Origin of the sequence: Nocardia sp. NPDC051787 (assembly GCF_040681325.1) — a bacterium.
GTDB lineage: Bacteria > Actinomycetota > Actinomycetes > Mycobacteriales > Mycobacteriaceae > Nocardia.
Map to the genome: position 1 here is coordinate 51,280 of NZ_JBFAYO010000028.1, position 19,346 is coordinate 70,625.

At 69.1% G+C, this 19,346-nt stretch carries 12 protein-coding genes and 1 tRNA gene; 5 read left to right on the forward strand and 8 right to left on the reverse strand.

Going from position 1 to position 19,346, the window contains the following annotated elements; all coding sequences use genetic code 11:
* Nucleotides 1-34: 34 nt before the first annotated feature.
* The 3 genes from AB0M45_RS25905 to AB0M45_RS25915 all read right to left on the reverse strand — a co-directional run bounded on the left by AB0M45_RS25905 (nt 35) and on the right by AB0M45_RS25915 (nt 2,892).
* Nucleotides 35-1,000, reverse strand: a complete 966-nt coding sequence (locus AB0M45_RS25905; protein WP_364334340.1) for an alpha/beta hydrolase — start codon at nt 998-1,000, stop codon at nt 35-37.
* A 53-nt stretch (nt 1,001-1,053) separates the two neighbouring features.
* Nucleotides 1,054-1,767, reverse strand: a complete 714-nt coding sequence (locus AB0M45_RS25910) for an alpha/beta hydrolase (protein WP_364334343.1) — start codon at nt 1,765-1,767, stop codon at nt 1,054-1,056.
* 108 nt (nt 1,768-1,875) lie between these two features.
* Entirely contained in the window at nt 1,876-2,892 is a 1,017-nt protein-coding gene (locus AB0M45_RS25915) for a DJ-1/PfpI family protein (protein ID WP_364334346.1), read from the reverse strand.
* A gap of 112 nt (nt 2,893-3,004) precedes the next feature.
* Here AB0M45_RS25915 and AB0M45_RS25920 point away from each other — a divergent pair, with 112 nt between their 5' ends.
* On the forward strand, nt 3,005-3,583 hold the full coding sequence (locus AB0M45_RS25920; RefSeq protein ID WP_364334349.1) for a TetR/AcrR family transcriptional regulator: 579 nt from the start codon (nt 3,005-3,007) through the stop codon (nt 3,581-3,583).
* Between the two features lie 126 nt (nt 3,584-3,709).
* Nucleotides 3,710-4,429: a hypothetical protein gene (locus AB0M45_RS25925; RefSeq protein WP_364334352.1), complete on the forward strand. Its 720-nt coding sequence runs from the start codon at nt 3,710-3,712 to the stop codon at nt 4,427-4,429.
* A 393-nt stretch (nt 4,430-4,822) separates the two neighbouring features.
* Here the strand turns inward: AB0M45_RS25925 and AB0M45_RS25930 are convergent, their stop codons facing one another.
* From AB0M45_RS25930 to AB0M45_RS25945, 4 genes are all read right to left on the reverse strand, one after another.
* Nucleotides 4,823-5,335: a hypothetical protein gene (locus AB0M45_RS25930; protein ID WP_364334355.1), complete on the reverse strand. Its 513-nt coding sequence runs from the start codon at nt 5,333-5,335 to the stop codon at nt 4,823-4,825.
* Between the two features lie 706 nt (nt 5,336-6,041).
* Entirely contained in the window at nt 6,042-6,185 is a 144-nt protein-coding gene (locus AB0M45_RS25935) for a hypothetical protein (RefSeq protein ID WP_364334358.1), read from the reverse strand.
* Between the two features lie 114 nt (nt 6,186-6,299).
* A complete protein-coding gene (locus tag AB0M45_RS25940; RefSeq protein ID WP_364334361.1) occupies nt 6,300-6,689 on the reverse strand; it encodes a hypothetical protein in 390 nt (129 codons plus the stop codon).
* A 6-nt stretch (nt 6,690-6,695) separates the two neighbouring features.
* Nucleotides 6,696-6,780, reverse strand: a tRNA-Leu gene (locus tag AB0M45_RS25945).
* 385 nt (nt 6,781-7,165) lie between these two features.
* Between AB0M45_RS25945 and AB0M45_RS25950 the strand changes: the two genes are divergently transcribed.
* Nucleotides 7,166-16,483: a fatty acid synthase subunit beta domain-containing protein gene (locus AB0M45_RS25950; protein WP_364334364.1), complete on the forward strand. Its 9,318-nt coding sequence runs from the start codon at nt 7,166-7,168 to the stop codon at nt 16,481-16,483.
* A gap of 76 nt (nt 16,484-16,559) precedes the next feature.
* On the forward strand, nt 16,560-16,997 hold the full coding sequence (locus tag AB0M45_RS25955; RefSeq protein ID WP_043721202.1) for a holo-ACP synthase: 438 nt from the start codon (nt 16,560-16,562) through the stop codon (nt 16,995-16,997).
* A 37-nt stretch (nt 16,998-17,034) separates the two neighbouring features.
* Here the strand turns inward: AB0M45_RS25955 and AB0M45_RS25960 are convergent, their stop codons facing one another.
* A complete protein-coding gene (locus AB0M45_RS25960) occupies nt 17,035-17,655 on the reverse strand; it encodes a TetR/AcrR family transcriptional regulator (RefSeq protein WP_364334487.1) in 621 nt (206 codons plus the stop codon).
* A gap of 297 nt (nt 17,656-17,952) precedes the next feature.
* Between AB0M45_RS25960 and AB0M45_RS25965 the strand changes: the two genes are divergently transcribed.
* On the forward strand, nt 17,953-19,185 hold the full coding sequence (locus AB0M45_RS25965; protein WP_364334368.1) for a hypothetical protein: 1,233 nt from the start codon (nt 17,953-17,955) through the stop codon (nt 19,183-19,185).
* Nucleotides 19,186-19,346 lie beyond the last annotated feature (161 nt).

Below are 19,346 nucleotides of genomic sequence, written 5' to 3' on the forward strand. Positions count from 1 at the left end.
TTCGAATTCGGTGATCGGTACGGATCGAATCGAGTCAGGCCGGATACAGCGCGGCCCGCAGCGTCGAGACGGCCTGCGCCACAGCGGCTTTGGCGGCGTGCGTGTCGTGCAACGCATTGACCATCACGAAGTCGTGGACGATCCCGCCGTAGCGCACCTGGGTGACCGGGACGCCCGCGGCGCGCAGCTTGCCAGCGAAGGCTTCCCCCTCATCGCGCAGCACGTCGGCTTCGGCGGTGATGACCAGCGCGGGCGGTAGCCCGGCCAGCTGCTCGGTGGTTGCCCGCAGCGGCGACACGGTGATCTGCGCGCGCTCTTCCGGATTGGTGGTGTACTGGTCCCAGAACCACTTCATGCCTTCGCGAGTGAGGAAGTACCCTTCGGCGAACTGCTGGTAGGAGCCGGTATCGAAGTTGGCGTCGGTCACCGGATAGAACAGCACCTGCTGGACGAACGAGACATCTCCGCGCTCCTTCGCCATCAGCGTCAACGCGATGGCCATGTTGCCGCCGACCGAGTCGCCCGCGATGGCGATCCGGGACGAGTCGAGGCCTTTCTCCGCGCCATTGGTGGTGACCCACTGGGCGACCCGGTAGGACTGCTCGTTGGCCACCGGGTATCGCACGTCCGGCGACCGGTCGTATTCGGGAAACACCACGGCCGCGTGTGCGCCGACGGCGAGATCGCGGACCAGGCGGTCATGGGTGTGCGCGTCGCCGAACACCCATCCCGCGCCGTGGGTGTAGACGATCACCGGCAGTGTTCCGGTGACGCCCTGCGGCTTGACGATCCTGGCCCGCACCGAGCCCGTCGGCCCGCCCTCGACGGTGATCCACTCCTCGTCGACGTCGGGCTTGAAGATCGGCGAGTCCTGGACCGCGTCCACGGCCTTGCGTCCCTCTTCCGGCGGAAGCTGGTAGAGGAACGGCGGCTGCGCGGTCGCGTCGATGAACTCCTGCGCCGCTTGCTCGAGCGAGATACCCAACGGGTTTCCTGACATGGTGGTGCCTTTCTCGTATCGGGAAGGTGGGGAGTGGTGAAAAGTACGGCGGATCAGGCCGATTCGGCGATCGCGCCGGTGATCACGGCCGCGACCTCGTCGGGGTGGGTCTGCATCACCAGGTGTGGTCCGTCGATCTCGACCACCGCCCGCAGCCCGGCTCGCTGATAACCGAAACGTTCGACGTCCGGGTTGATGGTGCGGTCGGCGCTGGGCACGATGCCCCAGCCCGGCTTCGTCTTCCATGCGGCCGCCGAGGCGGGCTCATTGAACGCGATCGCCGACAACGGCCGCTGCGAGACCGCGAGGACCTTCGCCTTCGCGGGGTCGAGGCCCGCCGCGAATACCTCGGGGAAGGCGTCGATGCCGACCGAGACATCCGTGCTGGGCTCGCCGTTCTCGACCGGGTAGGGCGCGTAGACGAGGTTGGCCGCCAGGTCGGAGTCCGGGAATCCGCCCTGCAGTTGCCCCAGGCTCTCGCCTTCCTCCAAGGCGTAGCCGGACACATAGATCAGCCCGGCGACATTGTCGGCCACACCCGCGACGGTGATGACGGCTCCACCGTACGAGTGCCCGGCCAGCAGGACCGGTCCGTCGATCTGCTCCACCAACGACCGGATGTGGGCCGCATCGGCGGACAGACTGCGGTTGAAGACCGGTGGAGCCACAACCTGGTGGCCTTGGCCGAGCAGCCGCTCGGTGACCGGGGACCAGCTCGAGGCATCGGCGAAGGCGCCGTGCACGAGAACGATAGTAGGAGTTGCCACGCGGGAAATGACTTCCTTTCTGCCGTACGCGGACGGCGCTGTGCCTGAGACAGTGTCGGCCGGGCACTGCTTCCCACGCCCCTCAGCACGGGCCGCAAAAGCCTCCGATCAGGACACCGCTCGTTCGATCGCCTGGTCTATCGCGGCGGCTGAGCCGGTTGACCGGAAGCGCTGCTGGTACTTGCGCGGCGAAATCCCCAGCCGCGCCACGAACGCGCGACGCAGCGCCTCGCTGCTGCCGTACCCGGCGGCCATCGCGGCCTCGGTCACGCCGTATCCGGCGTGCAGCATGTCCCTGGCCATGCCGAATCGGATGAACGCGACGTATTCCGCGGGGGACCGTTCGAGCTCGGCGCGGAACAGCCGGGTGAGATGCCGGACGCTGACCCGCGCATGGGTGGCCAGGGTCTGGACCGTATGCGGGAACGCCGGGTCCGCGCAGATCAGATCTACCACACCGCGGACCAGGGGACTGCGCGGCGCCGGTCCGCGCAGCGAGGCCGAGAACTGCGACTGCCCGCCCGCGCGCTGCATGTAGACCACCAGCGACTGCGCCACCCGCCGGGCGATGTCGGCGCCGTGGTCCTCCTCGACCAGTGCGAGCGCCAGATCGACACCCGCGGCCACGCCGGCCGAGCTGTACAGATTGCCGTCGCGCACGAAGATCGCGTCCGGCTCCACCTCGATCGCCGGGAACCGCCGCGCGAGATCGGTCGCGAATTTCCAATGTGTGGTTGCGCGTCTGCCGTCGAACAGCCCTAGATCGGCCAGCACGAACGCGCCGCTGCAGATCGATGCCAGGCGCCGTGTAGCGCAGGACAGATGCCGCGCCGCCGCCAATACCTCGGGGGTCACGAACTTCGTTGGGTGAAGTTCGCTGCCGGGAATCACCACCGTGTCGAAGCGACCCGCATCGACGGCCGCGCAGCTCACCGCGACTCGCGCGCCGATCGAGGTCTGGGCGTCTTTGCCGTCGGCCGAGACCAGGACCACCTCGTAACCAGCCAGCGACTGGTTCGCCTCGACGAACACCTCCGCGGGACCGGCGAAGTCGAGCATCTTGACGCCGTCGAAGACCAGGACGCCCACCCGCCTGCGGGGCTGGTCGCGGTATTTGGAAGACATGTCCACCATTATTGTGGAGTAGCGACTCCAGAACAAGCGGTGTGCGCGACTTCGCAGGGCGATTGGTACGGTGAGGGCCATGGGACGGCCGCGACGGTTCGACGAATCGGACTTGCTCGACGCCGCGGCCGAGCTGTTCTGGTCGAAGGGTTTCGACAGCACATCGGTAGAAGATGTCTCGCTCGCGACCGGCGTCGGGAACGGCAGCATCTACGCTGCCTACGGCAGCAAGCGCGGCCTTTTTCTCGCGGCGTTCGAACGCTACTGCGAGAGGCGTACTCGCCTCGTCCACGAGGCCATCGGGTCGGCCTCCGGCTCGGCGCGTTCCGCGGTAGGTGCCTTGTTCCAGGCGATCATCGACGACTGCGCCGCCCATCCGGACCGGCGTGGCTGCCTGATGATCAACAGTATCGCCCACCTCGGCACCCGCATTCCCGAAGTGGCCGCCATCGGCACCCGCACCACCACGGCGATGGAACAGAGTGTCGCCGAATGGCTGCGTCCCGCCATGCACCGCGCGGGCGATGTCGACGAAGCCGCACTGTCAGCTCTGAGCGCCAACATCGTGGTGGTCGCACAAGGCCTGATCCAACTGAGCCGCTTGGGGATTCCGCCGAACCGGTTACAAGAGATCGCCGACATCTCGACCGATGCCCTGCCGTCTTCCTGGGCCGATCAGCTCGTCCACTGATCCGCCCGGCGAGTCGCTGGCGACCGTTCCTGAAACGGATTTCAGGGGACTTCAGGCTGCCTTCAGCCACATCCTGCGATGGTGCTGACCGACTTCGAGATCACGACTGCCGCAGGAGGTTTCACCATGGATGCCAATCTGAGCCGCGCGCTCGCGACAATATCGACGCTGGCCGTGGCGTTTACCGGCATTACCGCCGGAACCGCAGGCGCCGCTCCGCAGGCTGCCGACAGCGGAATCGTGAATTACACCGCTACCACTTCCGAGGAGCGCATGGTCGTCGACATCGACTCGGGTTCGATGGAGGTCGAAAACGGGGTCTTCGAAGTCAAAGCAGCCAACGGCACCGTACTCGCGGGCACCCCGCTGGAATTTCGTGTCGACGATTTCGTCTTCCCCATCGCCGCCGACATTCAGGGCCGAACCGCCACGCTGACACCACGATTCGACCTCGAGCACGCGGTGTACCAGCCGGTCGCGCTTCCTTTCGAAGACCAGGCGCTGTGGCGAACGCCGTACGAACGTGAAGTCGCCGCCTTCACTCGATTGAAGGACACCATCGCAACCGGGGCCGCGATCGGCACCACGGTCGGCGGTATCGGCGGCGGCATCGTCGGCTGTGTACTCGGCGGTATCGCCGGCGCCACCGTCGCCGCCGCGACCATCGTCGGCATGTTCGGGCCGTTCATTCCCGCCGCCGCCGTCGGCTGCCTGGGCGGCATCATCGCGGTGGGCGCACTCGGCACCCTCGCCGGCCAACTGTTCGTCACGGCCCCGGTCGCCATCGCCGCCCTGGCCCAATACTTCACCACGATCAATCAGCCGTTCACTCCGGCGCCCAGGTAAGACGGTCTCGATCGGCGGGTTCCGAACACGTACGCAACGGTTGTGGAGCGCCAGGACACATCATGGTTCCTGGCGCTTCACCCGGCGGATGCAGCCGGTTGTGGGAACGATGGCCGATCAGTAGCTCCCGATCCTCGGTGAACGTCGCTCACTCGTCGCCACGGCCGTGGAGCGCAAAGGGCTGTTCGGTCAGCTCGACGCCATCCGCACCATGGCGACCGAACTGGCAAGCCGCAAGCCGCCGCGGTCAGTCATGGCCGGTATGTCCCTCGAGGGGGTTTCGACGGTTCGCAGCCCGGTGAGCTATCCGCGATGTCTGCGACATCTATGGCGTTGCGGAAACCGGCAGGGGGAGTAGTCGTCTTCCGGCGACCCCGGGGCAGGAATACCAGTTCATTCGAAGGCAGGTGCGAGTCCGATGCGCTGGCGCAGATCGACCAGGTAGCGATTCCGCAGAAGTGCGGGGTGCCGGTCGTAGAGGAGATCGAAGGCCGAATCGACGATCTGATCCACCATCACGCCGAACTGTTCGCGCGACAGCGACACTTGGCCCGGGTGGCGGTTCGATGAGATCGTCACGTCGGCACCGGCGGTCTGCACGCAATAGACGAGGGGTTCCACCGTCATACAGGTTTCGACCCGGTCTTCGCTTTTCAGCGCCGCGGGCAGGTATTGCCATGCCAGGGCGAAGTCCATAACGGGGGCCCACACGGTCGAGAAGTCGTGACCGCCGATGGTCAGGTCGACATCCGCCCGGAACCGGTAGGCGAGGAAGTCGCTTTCGGGTATGTCTTCCCAGCCGATCGATGCCCCGTCTTCGGAGAGCGGTGCCGGAACCCGGCCCGACGCCCAGGACAGATCACTTCGATCCGGCTCGTACCGAATGCCGAAAGGCTGCTGTGCCATGGCCGACCACCCTCCACCCGACTGATCGATCCCAGCGTCCGGCAGCTCCGCAGGACTCTGAGGTCTCGGTGCACATCCTTGCACCAGGAAGGCCCGGGAGCCGGCTAGCACTTTCTGTAGGGGGTGGTTGTCCACAGGCGGCGGATTCCGGTGATACTGACCGCCGCGGCGGCGATGAGTACCGACCAGAAGAAGCCGTGCGCACGCGGACCGTGTGCACCGGTGTGGCCTGTGGCCTGATTATGAGGTGACTGCTCCTCGGTGATCGCGGTCGATTCGGTAACGGTCGTGTTGGCGGTGGGCACAGAGCAATTCCCTTCTGCGGGTTACGGGGTAGGCGACCACCGAGTTGGTGCACTGGTTCCAGGGTGGGCAGCCAGTGGATGGGGTTCACCGGTCAGCACCGCGACCGCGGCGGCCACTTCAGTGATGTCGGCTTTCACGTAGCTGGCGGTGACACCATTTGGCTTTGCCGTCATGGCCGGCGTAGGCGCGGGCTACCGCGTAGGAGAACGTGCGCTCGACCCAGGTCAGCGTGGTGTGCCGCACCCAGTGTGTGCTGATGCCCTGCGTGGCGACCCACGGCAGTTCCTGGCCGAGCCGCTTCCAGAGAGGTGGTCCAGGCGGCGGGAGGTGATCGGTCGGCCATTGCGGTAGCGCAGCAACTGCCCTTCGGGCGGGCTGCCGCGTTCGGCGGCGTGAAGGCTTACAGTTCGGCCACGCTCGGCTCGTCGAGCCGGCGATCGGGCCACCGGACCAACAGGCGAGCGAAGTGAGTGTTGTAGGTACGCAGCGTGCCCGGAGTGAGGGTAGCGCGCACCTGCGGGATCACCTCGGCGAACGTCGGCACCTGGATCGGCCGCGGCGAGATCTGCGGGGGAGATGCCCATCTGCGCCAGCACCACCCGCGCAGCAGCCAGAGCCTCGGCCCCGTTCTCGCCTGCCCTGCTGTCTCCAGCAGCGCTCACCGGTATTGCCCCTGCAACCCGGCCAACCGCTCGGCGAAGAACTGCGCCAGCGCGGTAGGTGGACAGATCAGCAGCGAGTCCACGCCGCGACGGCCCAACAACAGCACCCGGTCGCCGATCGAGAGGAACACCGGCCGCCGCAACCGGAACGGCACCCGGAAATATCCCGACGGAGAGACCCGCACCGCACCGGCGGTGTCCGGGCGAGCCACCAGCACTCCTGGCTCCCGGTACTCCACTGCGAGGCGAGTTGTCGCCGTCCAGCCCAGCAGGTCCAGCAACGGCTTGTCGGTGACTCGGCCGCCCTCGGCGACTCTCGACACTCCCACCCAGACGGTGTTCAAGTAGTACTCGAACACCTTTTCGGTCGGAGGGGGTGCATTCACCACCTTTGGTGCGCGAGAGGGGACTTGAACCCCTACGTCCGTGGACACCAGAACCTAAATCTGGCGCGTCTGCCAATTTCGCCACTCGCGCTTGATGGTACGACCGTCCAAACTCTACCGGGCATTTCGGCCATAGCGAAGCATTGGGTGGGCGTGGCGTACTCGCCAGTAACCTTACCTGGGATTATAACGATTTGGAAACTGTCAACATGAGGGGCGCTCATGTTTCCTACGTGTTGGTAACCCATGTACCAGGGGGTTCAAACATGAGGCGGGGTCATGTTTCTGGCCATTCTGGTACGAACGTACCCAAATACTCCTAAGTAATGGCCACGCCGGGGAACAAACGTGAGGATTTCCTCATGATTTTGTGCCATCCTCGCCCGTATCAGGCCGATCGCCCGCGATCACCCGTGTACCGAGAGGGACCGGCGTGTCGCCGAGGCATGTCGCATGGAAAAGGAAGTCGAAGCGCCTTGACGATCAACGAGAGCACCAAGACCGGGGCCGGACGGAGCACGAAGGCGGTCGAGGCCGCCGGGAAGGCCGCGCCGGGCGGGGCGCGGTCGCCGCTGTTGGATCGTCTGCTCGGTGGCGTGCCGTATGCGCTCGCCTTCGGTGGGCAGGGTGCGCAGTGGCTGAACGAACTGGAGGAGATCGGGCGCGACAGCGCGCTGGAGCCGGAGCTGACCGCACTGGTCAACGAGGCGGCCACGCTGCTCGAGCCGGTTGCCGCGCAGTTGCTGGTGGTGCGGCCGGTGGGCTTCGACCCGATCGGCTGGATGCTGGAGAACGAGCTCGCCGACACCGAGGAGGGCGAAACCTCCGCGGCCCCGTCCGAGCAGGTGCTGCGCTCGGCCGCGGTGTCCATGCCGGGTGTGCTGCTGACCCAGGTGGCGGCTGTGCGGGCACTGCGGCTGCAGGGCCTGGACGCGGCCGAGCACGCGCCGGCCGCGATCGTCGGGCACTCGCAGGGGCTGCTGGCGGCGGCCGCGGTCGAGGCGGGCGGCACGCGTGACGCGGAGCTGCTGGCGATCGCCCAGATGATCGGCGCCGCAGCGGGTTTGGTCGCACGGCGGCGCGGGTTGATGCCGGTGGGCGATCGGTCGCCGATGGTCGCGGTGTCGAACGTCGATCCCGAGCGGCTGCGCGGTGTGGTGGCCCAGGTGTGCGAAGGGCTCGACCCGGCCGCTGCCGTGGTGGTCTCGATCCGCAACGGACGCCGTCGCGCGGTGCTGTCCGGCCCGCCCGCGCAACTGGAGCGAGTGCGCCAGCGGTGTGCGCAGATCCACGACGAGCATGCGCGCGAGCGAGACGCAAAGGTGCGCGGTGGCTCGGTGTTTGCCCCGGTCTTCGAGGACGTGGCCGTCGACGTCGCGTTCCACCATCCCGCCCTGGCCGACACCGTCGACCTGGTGAGCAGCTGGGCCACCCAGTGCGGCCTGGACGCCGAGCTGGCGGGCGGGCTGGCAAGACAGATCCTGGTGGACCCGATCGATTGGGTCGACATCGTCGAAGGAGTTATTTCGGCTGGGGCGCAATGGATTCTGGACCTGGGTCCGGGCGATCTGCTGTCCCGTATCACCTCCGGCACGCTGAAGGGCGCCGACGTCGGCATGGTCGCCGCCGCCACTCGCGCCGGGCAGCGCAGCCTGCTCACCCCGGGTGCGGCGCCGGAACCGGCGCAACCGTGGTCGGCCTTCGCGCCGCGACCGGTGCGGCTGCCCAACGGGCGCATCGTCGTCGAGACCGCGTTCACCAAGCTGACCGGCCGCTCGCCGATCCTTCTCGCGGGCATGACACCCACCACCGTCGACGCGAAGATCGTCGCCGCCGCGGCCAACGCCGGCCACTGGGCGGAACTGGCCGGCGGCGGTCAGGTGACCGAGCAGATCTTCGCCGACCGGGTGGCCGAGCTGAAGAAACTGCTGCACCCGGGTCGCGCGGTGCAGTTCAACTCGCTGTTCCTGGACCCTTACCTGTGGAAGCTGCAGCTGGGCGGCAAGCGACTGGTGCAGCACTCCCGCGCGGCGGGCGCTCCGTTCGACGGCGTCATCGTGACCGCGGGCATTCCGGAGCTGGAGGAAGCCGTCGCGCTCATCCAGGAGCTCACCGAGGTCGGCATCGCGCACGTCGCGTTCAAGCCGGGCACCGTCGCGCAGATCCGCGCGGTGCTGCGCATCGCCGACGAGGTGCCGGACTACCCGGTGATCATGCACATCGAGGGCGGCAAGGCCGGCGGCCATCACTCCTGGGAGGACTTGGACGACCTGCTGCTGGCCACCTATGCCGAACTGCGCAACCGCGCCAACGTCGTGGTGTGCGTCGGCGGCGGCATCGGGACCCCCGAACGCGCGACCGAGTACCTCACCGGTGAATGGGCAGTGCAGCACGGCTACCCCGTCATGCCGCTGGACGGCGTGCTGGTCGGCACCGCCGCCATGGCGACGCTGGAGGCCACCACCGCGCCGGAAGTCAAGCAACTGCTGGTGGACACCCCCGGCACGCCGGATTGGGTCGGCGCGGGCACCGCGTCCGGTGGAATGGCCTCGGGCCGTAGCCAATTGGGCGCCGACATCCACGAGATCGACAACGCCGCCTCGCGCACCGGCCGCCTGCTCGACGAGGTCGCCGGTGACGCCGACGCGGTCGCCGCGCGCAGGGACGAGATCATCGCGGCGCTGAACGCGACAGCCAAGCCGTATTTCGGCGACTTGGCGGCCATGACCTACCAGGAGTGGCTGGAGCGCTACGTCGAGCTCGCGGTCGGCCTGGACCACCGCAAGGATTTCGACTGCGGCAGCGACCTCGGCGATGCCATCGCCGAAGCCACCCGCTCGGTCTGGCTGGACATCACCTGGCGCGACCGGTTCGCGGAGATGATGCGCCGCACCGAATCCCGCCTGCACCCGGCCGACCGCGGCGAGATCCCCACGCTGTACGGAAGCGACGAGGATTTCGAAGACCCGGTTGCCGCGCTGTGCATGCTGAAAGACCGGTACCCCGCCGCGGCCCAGACCCTGCTGCACCCGGCTGACGTGCCGTTCTTCGTGTCCTTGTGCAAGACCCCGGGCAAACCGGTCAACTTTGTCCCCATCGTCGACGCCGACGTGCGCCGCTGGTGGCGTTCGGATTCGCTGTGGCAGGCGCATGACCCGCGCTACTCGGCCGATCAGGTGTGTGTCATCCCGGGCACCGTCTCGGTCGCGGGCATCACCCGGGTCGACGAGCCGGTCGGCGAGCTGCTCGACCGCTTCGAGCAGGACACCGCGTACTCGCTGGTGCGTGCGGGTGTGGCGCCCACCCCGGTGGACGCGCGCCGCACCGCGGGCATCACCACCGGCCCGATCGACGCCGTCCTGGCCGCGCCGGACGTCCAGTGGGCCGGGCGCACCACCATCAGCCCGGTGCACCGGCTCGGCGAGCTGTCCGAATGGGTCGTCGACGGGAAGGGCGCGGTGCATCCGACCAGCGGCGCGACGCTCGTCGAGACCACCGGACCCGAGCCGGAGCACTCGTACCTGGAACTGAGCGTTCCGTTGCTGGCGGACAACGCGGTGCGCATCCGGATCACGGTGCCCACCACCGTCTACAACGGCGGCGCACCGGTCGTCACCGAGGCCGACGCGGACGAGGCCATGTCCGCGCTGCTGGCCGTCGCGGCCGGGCAGGCGCTGCCGGAGGTCAAGGGCAAGGTCGCGCACGTGAACCTGGCCTGGACGCCGGATCTCATCGCCGACCACGCCGGAGTGACCGGCTCCGGCCTGCCCGCCACCCTGAGCACGCTCGGCCGAACCGTGCCCGACGTGCTGGTCGGCGCCTGCTGGCCCGCCGTGTTCGCGGTACTGGGCGCCGCACGCACGGCGAAGGACGAGAGCGTCATCGAGGGCATGCTCGACCTGGTCCACCTGGACCACCAGATCCATCTCGCCGGCGAGATGCCTGCGGAGACCAGCGTGCTGGCGGTACGGGCGGAGGCCGGGGAGACACTCGACACCGACCTCGGCCGCGTCGTCGAGGTCACCGTGCGGATCACCGCCATGCTGGACAAGCCCGAGACCGGGATGTCCATGCCGGTGCTGGCCACGCTCACCGAACGATTCGCGATCCGCGGACGCAACGGCATCGGCGAACTCGCCGATCCGCCGCGCGCGGCGGGCACGCTGTCCGACGCGGCCACCGACACCCCGCGCAGGCGTCGTCGCGACGTCACCATCGTGGCGCCGCGCACCATGCACGCCTTCGCCTCCGTTTCCGGCGACCACAACCCGATCCACACCAGCGACGCCGCCGCGAAGCTGGCCGGGCTCGGCAGCCCGATCGTGCACGGCATGTGGCTGTCGGCCGCCGCGCAGCACGCCGTGTCGGCGATTGATCCGGCCGCTGCGGTCCCCCCGCGGACGCTGACCGCGTGGACCACCCGATTCCTCGGTATGGTCCGCCCCGGCGCGGAGATCGATGTGCGCGTGGAGCGCGTCGCGGTCGACGCGGGCAGCGAGATCGTCGAGGTCTCCTGCCGGACCGGCGGCGAGCTGGTGATGACCGCGACCGGTCGCACCGCCGCGCCGAAGACCGTCTACGCCTTCCCGGGCCAGGGCATCCAGCGCAAGGGGATGGGGCTGGACGCCCGCGCCCGGTCCAAGGCCGCAAAAGAGATCTGGGAGCGCGCCGACAAGCACACCCGTGCCGCGCTCGGCTTCTCGATCCTGGCCGTGGTCCGGGACAACCCGACCTACCTGAAAGCGCGCGGCGTCGAGCACCGGCACCCCGACGGCGTGCTGCACCTGACCCAGTTCACTCAGGTCGCCATGGCGACCCTCGGTGTCGCCCAGGTGGCGGAGCTGCGCGAAGCCGGTGCGTTCGTGGAGGGCGCGATCTTCGCGGGCCACTCGGTCGGCGAGTACAACGCACTCGCGGCCGTCGCGGGCGTGCTGCCGCTGGAGGCGGTGCTCGAGGTCGTGTTCCAGCGCGGCTCGGCGATGCACGAGCTGGTGCCGCGGGACGCGCAGGGCCGCAGCGACTACCGGATGGCCGCGATCCGGCCCTCCCAGATCGGGCTGGCCGACGAGGACGTGGTCGACTTCGTCAACGGCGTCGGCGAGCGGGTCGGCGAGTTCCTCGAAGTGGTCAACCTGAACCTGCGCGGCTCGCAGTACGCCATCGCGGGCACGGTGGCCGGGCTGGACGCGCTGGAGAAGGAGATCGACCGGCGCCGTGCGGAATTCGGCGGCAAGCGGGCGTTCATCCTGGTACCCGGCATCGATGTGCCGTTCCACTCCACCGTGCTGCGCAAGGGCGTTCCGGAGTTCCGGCAGAAGCTCGAGCAGCTGCTGCCCGCGGATCTGCACCCGGAGATCCTGCTCGGCCGCTACATCCCGAACCTGGTGCCGAAGCCGTTCTCGCTGGAGCGTGCGTTCATCCAAGAGATCGCCGATCTGGTGCCGTCGGAGCCGCTGGCCGCGGTGCTGGCCGACTTCGACAGCTGGGCAGCCCGCCCGGCCGACCTGTGCCGCGTCGTGCTGGTCGAGCTGCTGGCCTGGCAGTTCGCCAGCCCGGTGCGCTGGATCGAGACCCAGGACCTGCTGTTCACCGAGGCCGCGCAGGGCGGCCTCGGCGTGGAGCGGTTCGTGGAGATCGGCCTCGGCGCGACACCGACGGTGGCCAACCTGGCGAGTCAGACGTTGAAGCTGCCCGCGTTCGGCAGTGCCAAGGTCGAGGTGCTCAACATCGAGCGCGAAGCCGCGATCGTGTACGCCACCGATACCGAACCCGCGCCGGTCGACGAGCCGGTCGACGAGCCCACGGCCGCCGCGGCCCCGGCACCCGCCGTCGCCGCGGCTCCGGTCGCCGCGCCCGCCCCGAGTTCGGCGGGCCCGCGTCCGGACGACATCGCGTTCACCGCCGCCGACGCCACCCGCGTGCTGATCGCGCTGTGGACGAAGCTGCGGCTGGACCAGATCGGTCCGGTGGACACCATCGAGGGCCTGTGCGACGGCGTGTCCTCCCGGCGTAACCAGCTGCTCGTCGACCTCGGTTCCGAGCTCTCGCTCGGCGCGATCGACGGCGCGGCCGACGCCGACATGGGCGCGCTCTCCGCGACCGTGGAGCGGCTGGCCCGCACCTACCGCCCCTTCGGGTCCGTCCTTATCGATGCGATCGGTGACCATCTGCGCAAGGTGCTCGGCCCGTCCGGCAAGCGTCCGGCCGCCATCGCCGAGCGGGTGAAGAAGGTCTGGGAACTCGGCGAGGGCTGGGCCAGCCACGTGACCGCCGAAGTGTCGCTCGGCACCAGAGAGGGCACCAGCGTGCGTGGCGGCGATCTCGGCGGGCTGGTCTCCGGACCGCTGAGCGACGCCGCTTCGGTCGACGCGGCCATCGACGCCGCCGTGCAGGCCGTCGCGGCCCGCCGCGGTGTCGCGGTGTCGCTGCCCGCCGCCGGCGGAGGTGGCGGCGGGACCGTCGACGCGGCCGCGCTCGGCGAGTTCACCGAGCAGATCACCGGCCGCGACGGCGTGCTGGCCACGGCCGCCCGCGTGGTGCTCGAGCAGCTCGGACTGTCCGAGCGCGTCTCCGCGCCGGAGGCTGCGGACGACTCGCTCGTCGACCTGGTCTCGGCCGAGTTGGGTTCGGACTGGCCGCGTTTGGTCGCGCCGGTGTTCGACGCGCGCAAGGCGGTGCTGCTGGACGACCGGTGGGCCACGGCGCGGGAGGATCTGGCCAGGCTCTGGCTTGCCGACGACGCCGGAAGCGCGAACGGGCCGGTCACCGGTTTCCTCGGGGCGGGCGAAGCCGTTGCCATGCAGGCGGACTGGTGGCGCAGCCGCGCGATGCACGAGGCTCGTTCGGTGCTCGCCGGGCTGTACGAGCGCATCGCCGAAGCGGCGCGCAGCGTCGAAGAACCCGGGCCCTGGTCCTCGGACATCGCCGTGATCACCGGCGCGAGCAAGGGATCCATCGCCGCGGCCGTGACGGGCAGGCTGCTCGGCGGTGGCGCCACGGTGGTGGTCACCACGTCCACGCTGAACGACGAGCGTCTCGGCTTCTACCGGAAGCTGTACCGGGACAACGCCCGGCACGGTGCGGCGCTGTGGGTCGTGCCCGCGAATATGGCGTCCTACCAGGACATCGACGCGCTGATCGACTGGGTCGGCACCGAGCAGGTGGACAACGCCGGCGGCGCGAAGGTCAAGGTCAAAGACGCAATGACGCCGACCCTGCTGCTGCCGTTCGCGGCGCCGCGGGTGGCCGGTGACCTCGCCGACGCTGGTGCACGCGCGGAACTGGAGATGCGGGTGCTGCTGTGGTCGGTCGAGCGGCTGATCGGCGGGCTGTCCAAGCTGGGCGCCGACCACGACGTGGACGCGAAACTGCATGTGGTGCTGCCCGGTTCGCCCAACCGCGGCATGTTCGGCGGTGACGGCGCCTACGGTGAGTCGAAGGCGGCACTGGACGCGGTGGTCGCCAAGTGGCGCGCCGAGAAGTCTTGGTCGGCCCGGGTCACGCTGGTGCACGCGCTGATCGGCTGGGTGCGTGGCACCGGCCTGATGGGTCACAACGACCCGATGGTCGCCGCGGTCGAGAAGGCGGGCGTGCAGACCTGGTCCACCACCGAGATGGCCGACGAGCTGCTCAAGTGGTGCACCTCTCGGGCGAGGCAGGTGACCGCGGCCGGTCCGCAGCAGATCGACCTGACCGGCGGATTGGCCAGGGCCAAGCTGGACCTGCCCGCGCTGGCCAAGCAGGCCGCCGAGCTTGCGGAGCCCGAGGCCGCCGCCGACGCGGAGAAGACCATCGCGGCACTGCCCGCGCCGCCGACCATGTCCTCGGCGCTGCCGGTGCCCGAGTGGGGTGAGGTGACCGCGGACCCGGCCGACATGGTGGTCATCGTGGGCGCGGGCGAACTCGGCCCCTACGGCTCGGCGCGCACCCGCTTCGAGATGGAGGTCTCCGACGAACTGTCCGCGGCGGGCGTGCTGGAACTGGCCTGGACCACCGGCATGGTCACCTGGGAGAACGACCCCAAGCCCGGCTGGTACGATACCGCCTCCGGCGACTACGTGCCGGAGCACGAGCTGACCGAGCGCTACCACGACGCGGTGGTAGCCCGCTGCGGTGTGCGCCGCTACGAAGACGACGGCGCGATGACCGACGGCTCGGCTCCGCTGATGACCTCGGTCTTCCTCGACCAGGACCTGTCGTTCACGGTGGGCGGCGAGGCCGAGGCCCGCGCCTTCCACGCCGCCGACCCGGAGCACACGGTGATCACACCGGTCCCCGATTCCGGCGACTGGACGGTGACGCGCAAGGCGGGCACGGAGATCCGCGTGCCGCGCCGGGCCAAGCTGTCGCGCACCGTCGGTGGCCAGATCCCGACCGGCTGGGACCCGACCATCTGGGGCATCTCGGCCGATATGGCCGCCTCGGTGGACCGGGTGGCGCTGTGGAACGTCGCGTGCACGGTGGACGCGTTCGTCAGCTCCGGTTTCAGTCCCGCCGAGCTGATGAGCTGGGTGCATCCCTCGCTGGTGGCCAACACGCAGGGCACCGGCATGGGCGGCATGTCCTCGATGCGCTCGCTCTACATCGACAACCTGCTGGGTGAGCCGCGGCCGAACGACATCCTGCAGGAGGCGCTGCCGAACGTCGCGCTGGCGCACGTGGTGCAGTCCTACGTCGGCAGCTACGGCGCGATGGTGCACCCGGTGGCGGCCTGCGCCACCGCCGCGGTGTCGGTCGAGGAGGGCGTGGACAAGATCCGGCTCGGCAAGGCGGAGCTGGTGGTCGCGGGCGGCTACGACGACCTCGGCATCGAGGGCATCGTCGGCTTCGGTGACATGTCGGCCACCGCGGACTCGGCGGCCATGAGCGCCAAGGGCATCAGCGACCGGTACTTCTCCCGCGCCAACGACCGCCGCCGCGGCGGGTTCGTGGAATCGCAGGGCGGCGGCACCGTGCTGCTGGCCCGCGGGGATATCGCCCTCGAGCTCGGTTTGCCGGTGCTCGGCGTGGTGGCCTATGCCCAGTCGTTCGCCGACGGTGTGCACACCTCGATTCCGGCGCCGGGCCTTGGCGCCCTGGGCGCGGGCCGAGGGGGCCGGGAGTCGCGATTCGTCGCGGACCTGCGCAAACTCGGTGTGCGGCCCGACGACATCGCGGTGATCTCCAAGCACGACACCTCGACCGCGGCCAATGACCCGAACGAGTCCGAGCTGCACGAACGCCTGGCCGCCGCGATCGGGCGGTCGGACGGCGCTCCGCTGTTCGTCGTCTCGCAGAAGAGCCTGACCGGCCATGCCAAGGGCGGTGCGGCCGCGTTCCAGCTGATCGGTCTGTGCCAGGTGCTGGAAAGCGGTGTGGTACCGCCGAATCGGAGCCTGGACTGCGTCGACGACAAGATGCGTGAGTATCCGCACCTGGTGTGGGTGCGCGAGCCGTTGCGCTTCGGCGACCGGCTGCCGCTCAAGGCTGGTCTGGTGACCTCGCTCGGCTTCGGGCACGTGTCGGGCCTGCTCGCGGTGGTGCACCCGCAGGCGTTCATCCAGGCCATCGAGCCGGGCAAGCGCGAGGAGTACCAGCGCAGGGCGCAGGAGCGGCAGCTGTCCGGCCGGCAGCGGTTCGTCGAGGCCATGTGTGGCGGCGCGCCGCTGTACGAGCGGCCCGCGGATCGCCGCCTCGGCGGGGAGGGCACGCCCGCCAAGCGGATTCGGCAACTGGAGGCGGAGGTGCTGCTCTCGCCGGACGCGCGTTTGGCCGAGGACGGGGCATACCGGGCGAAGGGGCTCGGATGCGCGTAACCGAAAGCGCGGCGGGGCAACCCGCCGCGCCGGGTTCCCGCACGGCGTCCTCGACTACGTCGTAGGCTGCGCGGCTATGACGATCCTCGGTATCGGCTTGGACTTGGTGACCATCTCCGAGTTCGCCGAACAGCTCGAACGCGCCGGAACCACCATGCTCCGGGAGAGTTTCACCGCGGGCGAGCGGCGCTACTGCCAGAGCAAAGGAACCGACCCTGCGCGCAGTTACGCGGCGCGGTGGGCAGCCAAGGAGGCGGTGCTCAAAGCTTGGGCGTCGTCGCGGTTCGCCCGCCGCCCGCAGATCGGGGACAACCCGTATCCGCTGATCGAGGTGGTCAACGACGCGTGGGGCAGGCCGAGCATCAAGCTGCACGGCCTGGCCGCCGAATTCCTGCCCCGGGTAAGGGTGCACCTGTCGTTGACGCACGACGGCGACACCGCGGCGGCGATGGTCGTGCTGGAAGACCCGGGCGAGCTGGCCGATCTCATCGAAGGCCGCGACAGCGCCGGCTGAGTCGTACGGTGGTCCCGGTCCGCACCGGGACCACCCCTTACTTCGTGCCGCCGGTGCGCGATTCCTTCTCCGCGACGAGAAGATAGGCGACCATCAGCCGCTTGAGTTCGGCGACCGCCTCCGCGCTGCTCTGTTCATCCTGGACCGAGAAGTTCAGCATCGAATACACCACGTGCACCAGCACTTCGGCCATCATGGTGCGCCGCGGCCGCGGAGTGCGCGGGGTGAGCGGACGCAGCATTTGCGACACGACCTCGGCGAACTGCTTCTCGTGGATCGCGCCGGTGGCCCGAGTGGACGGCGTGGACTGCATGGCAAGCCACACTTCTCGCCGGGACGGGTCGGTCATCCACAGGTTGGCCAGATGGTCGACGAACTGGTTCATGTGCCGCAGCCAGTCCAGTGACGGGATCTCGCCGTGGAAGTCGGCCAGCTCTTGGGAAACGGCCACCAAGTCTTGCCGATTCAGCTCGCAGACGATGACGTACTTGTTGGCGAAGAACTGATACAGCGTGCCGATCGGCACCTCGGCCCTGGCCGCCACCTCTTCACAGGTGAACGACTCGAACCCGACCTCGACGAGTAGTTCTCTTGATGCCTGGAGTAAGGCGTCGAACTTGCGTTTGCTGCGTTCCTGCGTCGGCCGGCGTCGCGGCATGAGCTCCTGTGGGTCGTCCTGCAGCTCCAACGCAGGGTCCAGACGGTGCTTCGACCTGGCCTCCGCGCGTACTTCCACGCATCCAGGCTAACGGTACGGGCACCTCGGCGACACGCACGTCCGCTGTTCGAGTTCAGTCCGGTTGATTTTCCACACCCATCCGCGCGGTGATGTGGCGCCGAACACACACCGGGCGCGCGTGGCTGGCGACCTGTGCCCCGAGCAGGGGAATCCATGCGGCTCATGGCTTTCGGCAAGCTAGTGAGCTCGGTCAATGCCTAGAGGGAGGCGTGATCAGTGGTGGCTGAATCTGTGGTGACTCTCGGCGTATCCACCGAACGAGGTGCCGTGCACGCGGTGGCGCTCGCCGACGGCGACAAGCTCGTGGACCGCGTGCTGCTGCGCCGGGTGGGACGGACCGATGGCGACGGCAACGCGGACGTGGCGGCGGCCGTCGAGGCGGTGTTGAACGCTCTGGCCGCGGCGCTCGGCTCGGATCGGGAGATCGGGGGCGTGGCGGTCACCTACCGGGACGCCGCGGAGCGGCGTGCCATCGTGACCCGGCTGGCGACCGGTCCATGGCACAGCGCTTCCATGGTCTCGGCGAAGTCGGCCCACCTGAGCATGGCGGGCATGATGACCTGGCTCGATAGCTTCGACAATCTGCTGATCTTCGAGGTCGTCCCCGGATACCAGGCGTTCACCCTGGTCGATCGCGGGCGCCGCCGGGTGCTCGCCGCGGTGGGGCGGGCGGGCCGGACGACGCCGCAGTCGCTCGGCGGTGCTGTGGCGGCGGCCTGGGATCAGCTGGAGGCGGCGGCGACCAGGCCCGACGCGGTGGCATTGATCGGCTCGGCCGCCGCGGAACCGGCGGTGTCGGCCGCTGTCGAGGACTTCGGTGCGCCGGTGATCCCGTGCACCATGGCCGCTTTCGCATGCGCGGCGGGTGCCGCGTTGAGCGCGCGAATGGAATCCGACAGCTACACCGAGCCGGTCGAGGAACCGCACCGGACGCGTGGCGGGGTGGCGTTGTTCGCGGCGGCCGGTGTGCTGGCGAGCGGGATGGTCGTCGGCGGCGGTTACGTGCTCAATGGTTTCTCGCGCCCGATGCCGACCGTGGTCGCGGACGCTCAGCGCGACGGAGCCGGTGCTGGTGAGGCCGCGGGACCGGATCGGACGCGCGGTACCGAGGCGGATGGAGCTTCCTCCGGTCCGTACGGCTCGACCACCGGTGCCGCGCCCGGATCGCAGCTCTCGGGCGAGTGGGGCGCTGCTGCGGAAAACGACCCGTTGCCGCTGTCGGTCGCCGAATCCGTCGGCCACGTGGAGCCGGACGCCGAGGAGCCGCTGATGCCGGGCACCGGCGTCCCGTCCCATAGCAAGGTGGGCGCGCCCAACGAGGCGCTGCTGTTCCCCGGTGAGGCTCCGCCGCCCGCCGCGTTCACCCCGGAGGCGGCGGACTGGTGGGACGAGCATCTCCGCTTGATGGCGCAATGGGCCGCGCAGCAGGTGATGCCCGGCTCTATCTGATTTGCTCTGGCTCTGTCTGATTTCCAGCGCCTGCGGCGCGGGGTGTTCGCGGCTGTGTTGTCTGGCCGCGCCTCCGGCGCGGCGTGTTCGCGGCCCCCTTATGGCTCGCGTCCGAGCGGGCGAGACTCGCGACTGCGTCGCATGCGCTTCGCCCACTCGGA